This is a genomic window from Pantoea sp. PNA 14-12, assembly GCF_004364735.1.
In the GTDB taxonomy this organism is placed as follows: Bacteria; Pseudomonadota; Gammaproteobacteria; order Enterobacterales; family Enterobacteriaceae; genus Pantoea; species Pantoea stewartii.
In genome coordinates this window covers 100,889-115,230 of record NZ_SOAJ01000002.1, presented here as the reverse complement: position 1 = coordinate 115,230, position 14,342 = coordinate 100,889, and the positions used below count along the sequence as shown (strand labels likewise).

The 14,342-nt window shown below is 57.1% G+C and carries 11 protein-coding genes; 4 read left to right on the top strand and 7 right to left on the bottom strand.

Features of this window, described 5'->3' with window-relative positions; all coding sequences use genetic code 11:
• Positions 1–30: 30 nt before the first annotated feature.
• From C7434_RS08250 to glyA, 7 genes are all read right to left on the bottom strand, one after another.
• Positions 31–1,689, bottom strand: coding sequence for a BCCT family transporter (locus tag C7434_RS08250; protein WP_133745344.1), 1,659 nt, complete (start codon positions 1,687–1,689; stop codon positions 31–33).
• 155 nt (positions 1,690–1,844) lie between these two features.
• The gene (gene purU, locus C7434_RS08245) at positions 1,845–2,705 is read right to left on the bottom strand and encodes a formyltetrahydrofolate deformylase (RefSeq protein WP_033740385.1); all 861 of its coding nucleotides are present in this window, start codon (positions 2,703–2,705) and stop codon (positions 1,845–1,847) included.
• 66 nt (positions 2,706–2,771) lie between these two features.
• Positions 2,772–3,446 (bottom strand): sarcosine oxidase subunit gamma family protein, encoded by a 675-nt coding sequence (locus C7434_RS08240; RefSeq protein ID WP_133745343.1) that lies wholly within the window; start codon positions 3,444–3,446, stop codon positions 2,772–2,774.
• On the bottom strand, positions 3,439–6,459 hold the full coding sequence (locus C7434_RS08235) for a sarcosine oxidase subunit alpha family protein (RefSeq protein ID WP_039338064.1): 3,021 nt from the start codon (positions 6,457–6,459) through the stop codon (positions 3,439–3,441). The genes C7434_RS08240 and C7434_RS08235 overlap by 8 nt, the downstream gene beginning before the upstream one ends.
• Before the next feature lie 12 nt (positions 6,460–6,471).
• Positions 6,472–6,759: a sarcosine oxidase subunit delta gene (locus C7434_RS08230; protein ID WP_033740381.1), complete on the bottom strand. Its 288-nt coding sequence runs from the start codon at positions 6,757–6,759 to the stop codon at positions 6,472–6,474.
• Between the two features lie 11 nt (positions 6,760–6,770).
• Positions 6,771–8,024, bottom strand: a complete 1,254-nt coding sequence (locus tag C7434_RS08225) for a sarcosine oxidase subunit beta family protein (protein WP_133745468.1) — start codon at positions 8,022–8,024, stop codon at positions 6,771–6,773.
• An 85-nt stretch (positions 8,025–8,109) separates the two neighbouring features.
• Positions 8,110–9,375 carry a serine hydroxymethyltransferase gene (glyA, locus tag C7434_RS08220; protein ID WP_039338062.1) on the bottom strand — a complete coding sequence of 422 codons (1,266 nt, stop codon included), beginning with the start codon at positions 9,373–9,375 and terminating at the stop codon, positions 8,110–8,112.
• Between the two features lie 313 nt (positions 9,376–9,688).
• Here glyA and C7434_RS08215 point away from each other — a divergent pair, with 313 nt between their 5' ends.
• From C7434_RS08215 to C7434_RS08200, 4 genes are all read left to right on the top strand, one after another.
• Complete coding sequence (locus C7434_RS08215) at positions 9,689–11,065, top strand: L-serine ammonia-lyase (protein ID WP_054633517.1); 1,377 nt, start codon at positions 9,689–9,691, stop codon at positions 11,063–11,065.
• A 335-nt stretch (positions 11,066–11,400) separates the two neighbouring features.
• Positions 11,401–12,549 carry a GlxA family transcriptional regulator gene (locus C7434_RS08210; RefSeq protein WP_033740379.1) on the top strand — a complete coding sequence of 383 codons (1,149 nt, stop codon included), beginning with the start codon at positions 11,401–11,403 and terminating at the stop codon, positions 12,547–12,549.
• A 211-nt stretch (positions 12,550–12,760) separates the two neighbouring features.
• The gene (locus C7434_RS08205; protein WP_033740378.1) at positions 12,761–13,738 is read left to right on the top strand and encodes a dipeptidase; all 978 of its coding nucleotides are present in this window, start codon (positions 12,761–12,763) and stop codon (positions 13,736–13,738) included.
• 38 nt (positions 13,739–13,776) lie between these two features.
• Complete coding sequence (locus C7434_RS08200) at positions 13,777–14,304, top strand: DUF5943 domain-containing protein (protein WP_033740376.1); 528 nt, start codon at positions 13,777–13,779, stop codon at positions 14,302–14,304.
• Positions 14,305–14,342 lie beyond the last annotated feature (38 nt).

Below are 14,342 nucleotides of genomic sequence, written 5' to 3'. Positions count from 1 at the left end.
CCTGACCTGCGCGGTCCGCTCAACGCTGACTTATTGATTACGCACCGCAGGGGCAGAACGTGCCAGCCGCGGTTCTGACATCAGTCCTTTCACCACCGCGACTGAGGCGATCAGCAAGACCAGTGCGAACGGCAGCCCGGTCGAGACCACCATCGCCTGTAGTGCATCCAGCCCACCGCCGAGGATCAACGTTATCGCAACCAGCCCTTCAAACACGCACCAGAACACGCGTTGTGAAGTGGGAGAGTCGATCTTGCCACCGGAAGCAATAATATCGATGACCAGCGTGCCCGAATCCGCCGACGTCACAAAAAACACCACCACCAGAATAATCGCCACCACGCAGGTGATTTTTGCCAGCGGCAACGTATCCAGCATGGTGAACAACTGCAGCGGCAGAACAGCATCGGCAATGCTCTGATAGCCTTCGGTGAAATACTGATGAATGGTGGTGCCGCCCAGCACCGTCATCCACAGCATGCAGGCCAGTGACGGCACCAGCAGTACCGAGATCATGAATTCACGCACCGTGCGACCACGCGAGATGCGTGCAATGAACATCCCGACAAAGGGCGACCATGAGATCCACCATGCCCAGTAAAACGAGGTCCAGCCTGCGGCAAAATTGCTGTCAGGGCGGGCAACCGGATTCGACAGGGCGGGCAAAAACGCAAGATAGGAAGCCAGGTTTGAGAAAAAACCGCTAAACAAAATCAGGGTAGGGCCGACCACAATGATAAACAGCAGCAGTAACCCAGCCAGAATCATGTTGGCTTCAGATAACCGCCGTACGCCGACATCCAGCCCGGCCACCACCGAAAAGGTGGCAATCGCGGTGATGACGATCACCAGGACAATCTGCGTAGTTTGTCCTAATGGCACATCAAACAGAAAATTCAGGCCGGACGCCGCCTGGGAAGCGCCCAGCCCCAGCGAGGTTGCCAGACCAAACAGCGTCGCCAGTACAGCCAGGATATCAATGATGTGTCCCGGCCAGCCCCACACCGCGTCGCCCAGCAGCGGATAAAACAGCGAGCGGATCGTCAGCGGTAAACCTTTATTGAAAGAGAACAGCGCCAGACCTAATGCCAGAAAGGCGTAAATGGCCCAGGGATGCAGCGCCCAGTGAAAAATCGTGGCGGCCATCGCCAGCTGCTGCGCATTGTCGGCCGCGCCAACTGCGCCATTCAGGGGAGCCCAGTCGGTACGTACACCGTTTTCCACAACGGTGCCACCCATTGAGCTGGAGAAGTGCGACAAAGGCTCGGAAACGCCATAAAACATCAGGCCAATGCCCATTCCGGCGGCAAACAGCATGGAGAACCAGGTCACGTAGTTGTAGTCAGGGCGGGCCAGCGTGCCACCGAGGCGCACTTTACCGAGGGGGGAAATAATCAGGCCGAGACAGAGAAGAACAAAAATATTTCCGGCACTGATAAAGAACCAGTCGAGTCGGGTGGTCAGCCAGTTCAGCATTCCTTTAAACAGCGGTGCCACATCACTTTGAAAGACGAGCGTTAAAACGATAAAGGCAATAATGACCATCCCGGAGAGAACAAATACCCGGTTGTGAATATCCAGACCGAAGGGGCCAACATTTACCACGATATTGTCCTGCCCCACCTGATAATCAGTATCATAAGGTGCGACGTCCCCGTCAGGCAGCATGGGATCTCTGGCGTCTGCCATAATCATTTCCTCGCGATTTGTTCGTTGTTGTTAATGCCACCCTCAGCACGCCGGGCTGGCTCTGTTTTAGTTAACGGACATCGTTTCGCTCATCCCTGACAATCCCTGTTTTCCTGTGGTGCAAGAGTGCGGCTATCAGTCGCCTTTCCTTTCATTCAGCTGAACACCACCGTACGTTTGCCGCTTAAAAACACCCGTTTTTCGACGTGATAACGCACGGCATTAAATAACGTTACCCGCTCAATATCCTGTCCACGACTAATCAGGTCATCCGGATAAAGGGCGTGATCGACGCTCTGAATGCCCTGGGTAATAATCGGCCCTTCATCCAGATCGTTATTCACATAGTGGGCAGTGGCGCCGACCATTTTTACCCCTTTTTCCCAGGCCTGATGGTAAGGGCGCGCGCCTTTAAAGCCCGGCAGCAGGGAGTGATGAATATTGATGGCTTTTCCGTCGAGTTTTTCGCACATCGCAGGTGACAGGACCTGCATATAACGGGCCAGCACTACCAGGTCGATATGATGCTGCGCCAGCAGCGCCATAATGCGGGCTTCCTGTTCGGCGCGGTTCGCGTTATTTACCGGCAGATGGTAATAAGGAATACCGTGCCATTCGGCCAGGGAACAGAGATCGGGATGGTTAGAAATGATCAGCGGGACATCAATATTGAGCTGGCCGGTGCGGTGACGAAATAACAGATCGTTAAGACAGTGATCGAATTTAGACACCAGAATAGCGACGCGTTCGCGATGCTGCGGCGGCGTGAGTTGCCAGTGCATTTCAAAGGGCATCACGCGCGGCGTGAAATTATCCCGAAAAAGGTCGGTACTGAAGGGGGAGGCGGGTGAAAAGGCAACGCGAATAAAAAAACGGTGACTGACCCTGTCATCAAAAGAGTGTATTTCATTGATGTAGTGACCGGACTCTGCCATGAATCGGGTCACAACATCCACGGTACCCAGTTTACTCGGGCAACTGGCGGTAAAAATCCATGAATCGGGCAGCGCGCTCATGGGCAGCTCCTGTGAAGAAGAGAAACGCGTGCCGTCGGAAACGCGTCCGGCCGGCACAACAGGGCATTACTTCGTAATGGTCAGGCCATATTCACGACTGGCATCCTGTAACCACAACCAGATGTAGTCGGCGAAGCTACGACGGACGACCAGTTCCCAGCGGTCTTCGCCGGTCCGGCGGATCAGTGCGCTGCTTTTGGCAAATACCGAACCTGCGACTTTGCCCACCGGGAACGCACGGGGATGGAGATCCAACACCGTGCTTTTCTTCAGCACATCAATGGCATGTTTGCCGGAGAGCGTCAGTATCGTCTGTCCGCCGCTGACGTTGACCACGGAGTAGTGACCGTCAATCTCTGCGCGCAACGCTTTTTCCACCGGAAACAGCTGATCCATTGGCAGAACCACCAGCCACTCGTCGGGACTCAGCCAGCGCACAGAAATGTCGCCCTCTTCACAGGAGGTAAGGGGGACGGTGGGCAGCGCTACACCCAGCACCGTCAGGCAACCCCGCATAAAACTCCGGTTCTGCTGTGAACCGCGCAGCACCAGATGGCCCAGCAGCGCCTGTTCGCGCAGCTGAACGCCACCGGGCTGCGCATGGCTGGCCGCCAGCTTGTCCAGCCCGGCGTGATGCAGAGGGGATTCGGCGCGTACCTGCGCAGGCGCACACTGATCCATGACCGCCATCTGTCTGACAGTCTTTGCCGGTTTGGTTTCAGGTAAGAGGGTTTCAGACATGTTGACGTTCTCCTTTCGGATCGATAAAGACCGTGCTGCAGATTTCCGCTTCGACCACCCGGCCATCGGCCAGCGGGTAGAATACGGTTTCGCCCATGCGAGACAGCCCGCCTTTGATAAAGCCCATGGCGATGCTGCGATTCAGGTTAGCGCTCCAGTAGCTGGAGCTGATGTGGCCCAGGATATCCATCGGGACAGGCTGAGCAGGATCGGCCACCGCCTGTGCGCCTTCCGGCAAGACGATCATAGGATCGCGTGTTTTCAGCCCGACCAGCTGTTTGCGCTGGTCACGCACGCAGTCAGCCCGCGCCATGCCGCGTTTGCCGATATAGCTGAACGGTTTTGTGTCCGCGACGCACCAGCTCATATTGAGATCGTGCGGCGTCACCGAGCCGTCGGTGTCCTGACCGGCAATGATGAATCCCTTCTCGGCGCGCAGGATATGCATGGTTTCGGTGCCGTAAGGCGTCAGATCGTATTTTGCGCCGTGCGCAAAGAGTTTCTCCCAGACGTACAGGCCGTAATTGGCCTGTACGTTGATCTCAAACGACAGCTCACCGGTAAAGGAGATACGGAAGAGTCGTGCCGGTACGCCCGCTACCTTGCCTTCCTGCCAGTCCATAAACTTAAAGGTCTCTTTGTCCAGCGAGACGTCGCTGCACAGTTCAGCCAGTAAATTGCGGCTGTCGGGGCCGGATACGGTCATCGTGGCCCAGTGATCGGTCACGCTGGTAAAGAACACTTCCAGCTCCGGCCATTCGGTCTGATGGTACAACTCCAGCCATTCCATGACGTGTGCCGCGCCGCCGGTGGTGGTGGTCATCAGGAAGTGGTTTTCCGCCAGGCATGACGTCACGCCATCGTCGAACACCATGCCGCTTTCGCCGCACATCAGACCGTAACGGCATTTGCCGACGCCCAGTTTGGCCCAGGCGTTGGTATAAACACGGCTGATAAACTCACGGGCATCTTTGCCCTGAATATCAATTTTGCCCAGCGTGGACGCATCCAGAATGCCCACGCCATTGCGCACCGCACGACATTCGCGATCCAGCGTCTGTTGCATCGTTTCGCCGGCACGCGGGTAGTACCAGGGGCGCTTCCACTGGCCGACATCCTCGAACATCGCACCTTGCCTGACATGCCAGGGGTGCATGGCGGTGAAGCGTTTGGGTTCAAACAGTTCGCCACAGTTACGCCCCGCGATAGCGCCAAAGGCGATCGGCGTATAGTTCGGACGAAATACCGTGGTCCCGGTCTCGGGGATGCTCTTGCCCATCACTTTGGCGGCAATCGCCATGCCGTTGATGTTGCCCAGCTTTCCCTGATCGGTGCCAAACCCCATTGCCGTATAGCGTTTAATGTGCTCAATCGCTTCAAACCCTTCCCGCGTTGCCAGAGCGATACCGGCGGCCGTAACGTCATTCTGCAAATCCACAAACTGCTTGGGTGCGCGGCTGATCGGTTTGATGTGCGGAATATGGAACAGGGCGGCAGGAGGATGTTCCAGCCACTTTTTCACATCGGGCAGGGCGACCTCGACCGGCGTCAGTCCCAGCTTCAGCGCAGCGTCCTGCCCGGCATTGATGCCTTCCTGCAGCACGTTATCAAGCGCATAGCGCCCGTTGATGCCGCCTGCCGTCAACTGCTTCTGATGTGTCGGCCCGGGCAGGAAACCCGTCACGTCCGTATTCCAGACCGGACGGCTGCCGGTATGGCCCGCCAGATGAATAACCGGGCTCCAGCCACCAGAGCTGGCTACGGTGTCGCAGGTGAGGGAAAAGGGCTTGCCGGCGATCGCCTCACCTTTTTTATCCAGGGCGGCAATCGTGACGCCGCTGACGCGCTTCTTGCCCTTTACTTCAATAACGGCACTGCCGGTGATGATTCGAATACCGCGGCCACGAACAGCGGCGGCCAGTTCACCTTTGGTCACGGTTCGGGTATCTACCACGGCGACCACCTCGCGTCCCGCATCAGCCCAGTCGAGCGCGGTTCGGTAAGCGCTGTCATTGGTGGTCATCAGCACCAGCTGGTGACCGGGCACCACGCCATAGCGGTTGATGTAGGTGGAGATGGCAGAAGGGATCATGCAGCCCGGTACATCGTTATGGCTAAACACCAGCGGTCGCTCCTGGGCACCGGTGGCCAGCACGACCCAGTGTGCCCGGACGCGGTGCATACGCTGGCGAACCTGGGCCGCCGCAGCGCGATCGCCTTTGTAGTCGGTTCGGTTCTCGTTAACGGTAAGAAAGTTATGGTCGTGATAGCCATTCACCGTGGCGCGCGTCAGCAGCGTCACCTCCGGCATCGTCGCCAGTTCCGCCACCACCTTTTTGACCCATTCCATCGCCGGTTTGCCGTCAATCTGTTCCCGGCTGGCAAGCAGATGGCCACCGAATTCATCCTGCTCATCCGCCAGGATGACGCGGGCGCCGCTGCGACCGGCGGCGAGTGCCGCCATCAGGCCCGCAGGCCCGCCGCCCACAACCATGAGATCGCAATGCTGGTTCATGGCGTCATAGATATCGGGATCTTTTTCGCGTGGCGCGCGACCCAGACCGGCGGCTTTGCGGATGAATTTCTCATAGGTCGGCCACATTGATTGCGGATACATAAAGGTTTTGTAGTAAAACCCCGGCGGCATCACTTTGCCGCCAAGGTTGCCTACCAGGCTCATCAGGTCGGATTCGACAGACGGCCAGCCGTTGGTGGCCGAACAGACCAGGCCGTCATAAAGGGCCTGCTGGGTAGCGCGCACGTTTGGCACCTGCGTGGCTTCTGTCGCGCCAAGCTGCAGCACTGCGTTCGGCTCTTCAGCGCCGGCGGCGACAATGCCGCGTGGACGGCTGTATTTAAAACTGCGACCGACAATATCAATACCGTTGGCGAGCAGGGCGGAGGCGACGGTATCGCCTTCATAGCCCTGATACGGCTTGCCATTCCACGTAAAAGTCAGCGTACTGGAACGGTTAATTCTGCCGCCGGACGGCAGGCGATTCTTCTGGCTCATGCGCTCCGCTCCTTACGCGTGTTCACGGGATTCAGGCTGTTCGTTGAGTGTGTAAACCTGTTTGATCTCATAGGTCTGGGTATCACGTACCAGATTAAAGAATTTGCGGCATCCCGCGCTGTGCACCCAAAGTTCGTGATGTAATCCGCGCGGGTTTTTACGGAAATAGAGAAAGGTTCCCCACGCTTCATCACTGCACTGATCCGGGTTAGCAGGCCGCGCGATATGCGCCTGGCCACGGGGATGAAACTCTTCTTCTTCGCGATACTCACCACAGTGAGGACAGTAAATGTGCAGCATGTTGTCACTCCTTAGTGGGCTACGCCTGCGGCGCCATGTTCATCGACCAGCGCACCGGTATAAAACCGGGACAGGGCGAAGGGTTCGGCAATCGGGTGCGGCGTGCCGTGCGCTAACTGATGGGCAAACAGGTTGCCGGAGCCAGGCGTAGCCTTAAAGCCACCGGTGCCCCAGCCGCAGTTAAAGAACAGGTTGCGCACCGGGGTGGACGAGAGAATCGGGCTGGCATCCGGGCAGGTGTCGACAATGCCGCCCCACTGACGGTTCATGCGGACACGGCTGGTGCACGGAAACAGCTCAACAATGGCCTGAATGGTGTGTTCGATGACGCTGTAGGAGCCGCGCTGACCATAGCCGACCCAGCCATCAATACCTGCGCCGATGACCAGATCACCTTTATCTGACTGACTCATATAGCCATGCACATGGTTGGACATGACGACGGTATCCAGGAAGGGCTTGATCGGCTCGGAGACCAGCGCCTGAAGCGGATGGGATTCAACCGGCAACTCAAAGCCGGCCATTTTGGCCATCACGCCAGAGTTACCGGCGGTGACGCACCCCACACGATCCGCTTTAATTACGCCGTGGTGGCGGGTTTTGACGCCGGTGATTTTGCCGTCACTGATTTCCATATCAATGACCTCACAGTTCTGAATCAGATCGACGCCCAGGCTGTCCGCCGCACGGGCATAACCCCAGGCCACCGCATCGTGACGGGCATTGCCCCCGCGCCGCTGTACCGACGCGCCCAGTACCGGATAGCGCGCATCTTTGCTGCAGTCCAGTGCGGGGATCTCTTTCTGTAACTGGTCGCCGTAAACCATCTCGTTGTCGATGCCCTGCAGGCGATTGGCATTCGCCAGTCGTTCATTGGTGCGCAGGTCCTGCAACGTATGGCAGGTGTGATAAACCCCACGCTGAGAGAACATCTGGTTGTAGTTCAGCGCTTGTGACAGGCCTTCCCATAATTTCATGGCGTGCTCATACAGCGCTGCGGATTCATCCCACAGGTAGTTGGAGCGCACAATCGTGGTGTTACGGCAGATGTTGCCGCCGCCAAGATGGCCTTTTTCCAGCACCGCCACGTTGGTGATGCCGTGCTCTTTCGCCAGATAGTAGGCGGTAGCCAGACCGTGCCCCCCGCCGCCGATGATAATAACGTCGTAGCGTTTCTGCGGGGTGGGGTTGCGCCAGACTTTCTGCCAGTTCTCGTGATAGCTCAGACTGTGCCTGAGCAGGCCAAATCCTGAATAGCGTTGCATCATTTCTACTCCAGTAACTCTCGCGCGTGGGCGAATTGACAGACGATAAAACCGCGCCGCCGACCGAAGCCGGTGGCCGCCTGGCCTAACGGTAAACCGGGAAGTCCGCGCACAGGGACAGCACCTGCTGCTTCACCTGAGCAATCTTCGTCTCCAGCATGTCGGCGTTGTTCATCACATCCAGGATGTCGGCAATCCAGCCGGCCAGCATGCGACAGTGCGCTTCGCTGAAGCCGCGCGTGGTAACAACCGGCGCGCCAATGCGCAGACCGGAGGTCACAAACGGGGATTGTGGATCGCCGGGAACGGCATTTTTGTTGACGGTAATGTTGGCGCGTCCCAGCGCCGCATCGGCCGCTTTACCGGTCAGCCCCTGTTTAATCAGGCTGAGTAAAAACAGGTGGTTGTCGGTGCCGCCTGAGACCACATCGTAGCCACGCGTCATAAACACGTCGGCCATCGCGCGGGCATTGTTGACCACGCGACGCTGGTAGTCGGTATAGTCAGGCTGCATGGCCTCTTTAAAGGCGACGGCTTTGGCGGCGATCACATGCATCAACGGACCGCCCTGGCCGCCCGGAAACACGGCAGCGTTGAGCTTTTTCTCCAGCTCGGGGTTGGCTTTTGCCAGAATCAGGCCGCCGCGCGGACCGCGCAGGGTTTTATGCGTGGTGGTAGTGACCACATCGGCATAGGGCAGTGGAGTGGGATAAAGGCCCGCCGCGACCAGGCCCGCCACATGCGCCATGTCGACAAACAGCCAGGCACCGACCTTATCGGCAATGGCGCGGAAGCGCGCCCAGTCCACGACGCGTGAGTAGGCCGAGAAACCGGCGACGATCATTTTCGGCCGATGTTCCAGCGCCAGCGCTTCGACCTGTTCATAATCAATTTCGCCGCTGGCTTCATTCAGGCCGTACTGTACGGCACGGTAAATTTTGCCGGAGAAGCTGACATGGGCGCCGTGCGTCAGATGACCACCGTGCGCCAGGCTCATGCCCAGAATGGTATCGCCCGGCTGGCACAACGCCATATAGACCGCCGCATTCGCCTGCGAACCCGAATGGGGCTGCACGTTAGCGTAATCGGCACCAAACAGCGCACAGGCACGTTCTGTTGCCAGTTTTTCGACTACGTCGACATATTCACAGCCGCCGTAGTAGCGCTTCCCCGGATAGCCTTCTGCATATTTATTGGTCAGTACCGTACCCTGAGCCTGCATCACGCGCGGGCTGGTGTAATTCTCGGAGGCGATAAGCTCAATATGCTCTTCCTGACGCACCGCTTCCTGTTCAATGGCCTGCCACAGTTCACTGTCAAAGCTTTGAATATCGTCGCGCTTCGCAAACATGCTTTTCTCCTTGCCCGGATAACCACGCAGCGCCTGCTTTGGGCCTGAACCGTTCAGGGCAGCGGTAGAGTGAATGTGGGAGGGATAATAACCAGCGCCACCGATGCCGGAATGTTTGGTAGCGCCCCGGCGATGTCAATTTGCGACATACCCACGCAAGGCGGACACATTGAACGGTGAGGAACGGCAGAAAGGGCAAAACATGGCGAATTCATCGCCAAATACGTCGTTATCCGGCATCTCTTGTTTTTCATCCGCGCAGATAATGCGGCTGTCATTCACTCAACGGCAGGCATAAGCCCGGGAGCGCAACATGAGTATCAGTGTCTTCGATCTGTTCAAAGTCGGAATTGGTCCCTCCAGTTCACATACCGTTGGCCCTATGCGCGCGGCACAACGCTTTGTCGAACCGCTCGGTCACCGTGAGGATCGTGGGATGATTTACCGCATCAAAGTCGAACTGTTTGGTTCGCTCAGCGCCACCGGGCGCGGGCACAGTACGGATAAAGCGGTACTGATGGGGCTGATGGGCGCCTCACCCGATACCGTCGATCCCGCTACGATCAACAGCACGATACAGGCGATTGATGAAACCGGCTCCCTCACGCTGCCCTGGGGAGAAAACATTGCGTTCGACAGCCATGAGGACCTGCTGTTTGTCGATGATGTGCTTGCTTACCATCCGAACGCGATGCGCCTGAGCGCGTTTTACCGCAACGGGCAAAGCCGTTCGACCGTGTATTACTCCATTGGGGGCGGATTTGTGCTGGATGAGGATGAGGCGCTGGCGTCGGCACATCGGGTGCCACAGTGCACGCTGCCCTACGACTTTAACAGCGGCGCCGCTTTGCTGGCACACTGTGCGGACCGGCAGTTACGCATCAGTGCACTGATGCTGGAGAATGAAAAAGTCTGGCGCACGGAGGCCGGGATTCGGACCGGTCTGGCGCAGATCTGGCAGGTGATGCAGCAGTGCATTGCCAATGGTCTGGAAAATGAAGGCATCCTGCCGGGAGGGCTTAACGTGCGCCGACGAGCGCCCATGCTCTACCGATCGCTGTGCCGCGCCTCAGCGGAAAATGTGATCAGTTCAACCCTGTCGGCGATGGACTGGATCAACCTCTATGCGCTGGCGGTCAATGAAGAGAATGCGGCAGGCGGGCGTATGGTTACCGCGCCCACGAACGGGGCGGCAGGTATTATCCCGGCGGTACTGATGTACTACATGAAGTTTGAACCCCAGGCGCGCGAAGACGATGTGGTCGATTTTCTGCTCGCGGCGGCGGCGATCGGCGCACTGTGCAAGAAAAATGCTTCCATTTCGGGGGCCGAAGTCGGCTGCCAGGGTGAGGTGGGGTCCGCCTGTGCTATGGCAGCAGCCGGCCTGACCGAGGTGCTGGGTGGCACGCCCGAGCAGGTCGAAAATGCTGCCGAGATTGCGCTGGAGCATAATCTCGGTCTGACCTGCGATCCGGTTGGCGGACTGGTGCAGGTGCCGTGCATCGAACGCAATGCCATTGCGGCAATGAAAGCGATAAACGCGGCACAGATGGCGCTGCGCGGCGACGGTCAGCACTTTATTTCGCTGGATAAAGTGATTCGCACCATGCGCGACACCGGACGGGATATGCAGGATAAATACAAGGAAACCTCGCGCGGCGGGCTGGCGGTCAACGCGATTGAATGTTAACGATGTGTTGTCTTTTGGTTACTTGCGCTTATGGGTTCGAATAAAAAACAGCCAGAAAAACACGTCACAAAACAGTGCAATAAAACCGTCATATGACTAAAACGGTTCAGCGAGTGCACCGTTATGAAGCCTGCCTGCGTTGAAAGGGCAGCAATGATCAAATCTGTGAAGCTGAACAAACATTTGTTTCGCTTATGTTAACTATGTGTCATTTTTGCGTCGTGCGACCTGGTGACGAATGGCATGGCTGTTGCTTACTCTATAGGTGTTGGAAAGCAGTTGGGTGAAATACCCCTGGGTGATGTTCCTGTTAAGCCTAATAGAGGTCAGCGCACATGTTCGATACAGACGCAATTCATAAACGTTCCTCTACTGAAAATAAAACGCGCAGCGTAGGCTTTTTGCTGGTGAATAACTTCACCATGATCGCGCTGGCAACCGCCGTTGAACCCTTACGCATGGCGAACCAGCTGAGCGGCAAGGAGCTGTACAGCTGGTATACCGTCAGTGAAGAGGGCGCGCCCGTTGTCGCCAGTGACGGGATTGCCATTACACCCGACCATTCGATGGCGAACGTGCCGGCACTGGATGTCCTGATTGTGGTCGGCGGTGTCAACATTACCCGCAGCTATTCCAGTCGACAGATTGGCTGGCTGCAAAGTCTGGCGCGCCGTAAGATCCTGATTGGTGGCATCTGTACCGGCCCGTACCTGCTGGCGGAAGCGGGGCTGCTGGATGGCTATCACTGCAGCGCCCACTGGGAATGCATAGCCTCCATGCAGGAAGCCTATCCCCGCGTGATCTGCACCAATCAGCTGTTTGTGATTGAGCAGGATCGCATGACCAGCAGTGGCGGTACTGTACCGATGGATATGATGCTGACGATGATTCAACGGCATTTTGGCCATCAGCTCACCGCCGCCATTTCAGAGATGTTTATCTGCGACCGGGTCCGCAACGAGTCCGACTACCAGCGTATTCCCCTGCGCCATGTACTCGGCACCGCCCAGCCCAGCCTGGTCGAAGCCGTTTCCCTGATGGAGGCCAATATCGAAGAGGCCATCGATCTGGATGAACTGGCCGGATACGTGGGCCTGTCCCGGCGACAGCTTGAACGGCTGTTCCAGAAATATCTGCACTGTTCGCCCTCACGTTACTACTTAAAGCTGCGTCTGTTCCGCGCCCGTCAGTTATTAAAACAAACCTCCATGTCGATTATTGAAATTGCGCTGGCCTGCGGTTTTGTTTCCACGCCGCACTTCAGTAAATGCTATCGCGAACACCTTGGCGTGCCGCCGCGTGAAGAGCGGCGCGGCGTTCACAGCCAGGGAAGCGGCAAAACGCTGACGCAGTTTTTCATGGCCGACCTGCCCGGCCTGACTAACTGGCAGCAGGAAAGCACCGTCTCCACCTCCCTGCGTATTCTGAACGAAGCGCGGTTTGAACCCACCTTTGGCTCCGTCACGCTGCCGGGCAATCTCTGACGCCTGTCTTACCCATCACTGCGTCAGCAAAAAACAGCCTTTCGGGGCTGTTTTTTGCTTCGGGTCCCGCAACGTATTGCCGTTTTTCTGTGCCCTGATCTGCGCCAGCGGTCAGGCAAGTGACGTTTTCAGAACAATTCTGCCCGCGCGTAAACCCTATTCTGTTTTCATCAGGCCGCATCCGGTTATGACGTAAACCAGAGAGGAAGATATGAACGCGACTGAATTGCATGATTCTGCGATTGTCATTGATGGGTTGGTCATTGCGAAGTGGGACAGAGCGCTGTTTGAAGATATGCGCCGCGGCGGACTCACCGCGGCCAACTGCACGGTATCCGTGTGGGAGGGCTTCCAGAGCACGGTGAATAACATCGTCGAGATGAATCACCTGATTGCGCAAAACGCCGATCTGGTCACCAAAGTCACCACGACGCGCGATATCCGCCGCGCTAAGGACGAAGGCAAAACCGGGATTCTGCTGGGCTTCCAGAACGCCCATGCGTTTGAAGACCAGCTTGGCTATATCCAGGTGTTTAAAGAACTGGGTGTCGGTGTGGTGCAGATGGCCTATAACACGCAGAACCTGGTCGGCACCGGCTGCTATGAGCGTGACGGCGGGCTCTCGGGCTACGGCCATGAAGTCGTTGCGGAAATGAACCGCGTCGGCATGCTGTGCGACCTGTCGCACGTCGGCGCGCAAACCTCGAAAGAGGTGATCCTCGCCTCGAAAAAACCGGTGTGCTACTCACACTGCCTGCCATCAGGTCTGAAAGATCACCCACGCAATAAATCGGATGAAGAGTTGAAGTTTATTGCCGATCACGGCGGCTTTGTTGGCGTCACCATGTTTACCCCGTTTTTAAAGAACGGTATTCACTCCACCATCGAGGATTATGTCGAAGCCATCGACTACATCTTTAACCGGGTCGGGGAAGACCAAATCGGCATTGGCACCGATTTCACCCAGGGACATGGCCAGGCATTTTTCGAATGGCTGACTCACGACAAAGGCTACGCCCGCCAGTTAACGGACTTCGGCAAGATCATCAACCCGGAGGGCATTCGTACTTTGGGCGAATTCCCGAATTTAACCGCCGCCTTGTTACGTCACGGCTTCACCGAAAAGCAGGTGCGTAAATTTATGGGCGAAAACTGGCTCAATCTGCTGGCCAATGTCTGGAACGAGTAAATCCGTTACCCATTCCTGTGAACACGTGAGGTTAAACCATGGCACATGCGCCTGAAATGCCTATCAGCGTCGATGATGAAACCGGCGTCTGGACCACCGATGCGTTACCGATGTTGTACGTACCGCGCCACTTTTTTGTGAATAACCATATGGGCATCGAAGAGGAAATCGGTGCAGAACGCTATGCCGCGATCCTCTACAAAGCGGGCTATAAATCCGCCTGGCACTGGTGTCAGAAAGAGGCCGAACTGCACGGTTTTTCGGGTGAGGCGGTGTTTGAACACTACATGAAACGCCTTTCTCAGCGCGGCTGGGGCTTTTTTACCACCGAGTCGCTGGACCTGAAGCAGGGGACTGCGCGCATCCGGCTCGATCACTCCGCGTTTGTGTATCAGTACGGCAAAGTGAACCGTAAGGTGGACTACATGTTTACCGGCTGGTTTGCCGGTGCCATGGACCAGATCGCCGAAAGCCTGGGCTACAGCGTAAGAACGCAGGCGGTGCAGACGCAGAGTGCGGCGGAAGAGGGCTGTGATTACGGCATCTTCACCGTTTCGCCGCGCTAAACACGCACGCGCCGCAGCCTGCTGCGTAAGACGCATGA

What these genes read in the sequence shown, in the direction of transcription:
- C7434_RS08250 (WP_133745344.1), bottom strand. Translation starts at nt 1,689, where the DNA reads ATGGCAGACGCCAGAGATCCCATGCTGCCTGACGGGGACGTCGCACCT.
- purU (WP_033740385.1), bottom strand. Translation starts at nt 2,705, where the DNA reads ATGAGCGCGCTGCCCGATTCATGGATTTTTACCGCCAGTTGCCCGAGT.
- C7434_RS08240 (WP_133745343.1), bottom strand. Translation starts at nt 3,446, where the DNA reads ATGTCTGAAACCCTCTTACCTGAAACCAAACCGGCAAAGACTGTCAGA.
- C7434_RS08235 (WP_039338064.1), bottom strand. Translation starts at nt 6,459, where the DNA reads ATGAGCCAGAAGAATCGCCTGCCGTCCGGCGGCAGAATTAACCGTTCC.
- C7434_RS08230 (WP_033740381.1), bottom strand. Translation starts at nt 6,759, where the DNA reads ATGCTGCACATTTACTGTCCTCACTGTGGTGAGTATCGCGAAGAAGAA.
- C7434_RS08225 (WP_133745468.1), bottom strand. Translation starts at nt 8,024, where the DNA reads ATGCAACGCTATTCAGGATTTGGCCTGCTCAGGCACAGTCTGAGCTAT.
- glyA (WP_039338062.1), bottom strand. Translation starts at nt 9,375, where the DNA reads ATGTTTGCGAAGCGCGACGATATTCAAAGCTTTGACAGTGAACTGTGG.
- C7434_RS08215 (WP_054633517.1), top strand. Translation starts at nt 9,689, where the DNA reads ATGAGTATCAGTGTCTTCGATCTGTTCAAAGTCGGAATTGGTCCCTCC.
- C7434_RS08210 (WP_033740379.1), top strand. Translation starts at nt 11,401, where the DNA reads ATGTTCGATACAGACGCAATTCATAAACGTTCCTCTACTGAAAATAAA.
- C7434_RS08205 (WP_033740378.1), top strand. Translation starts at nt 12,761, where the DNA reads ATGAACGCGACTGAATTGCATGATTCTGCGATTGTCATTGATGGGTTG.
- C7434_RS08200 (WP_033740376.1), top strand. Translation starts at nt 13,777, where the DNA reads ATGGCACATGCGCCTGAAATGCCTATCAGCGTCGATGATGAAACCGGC.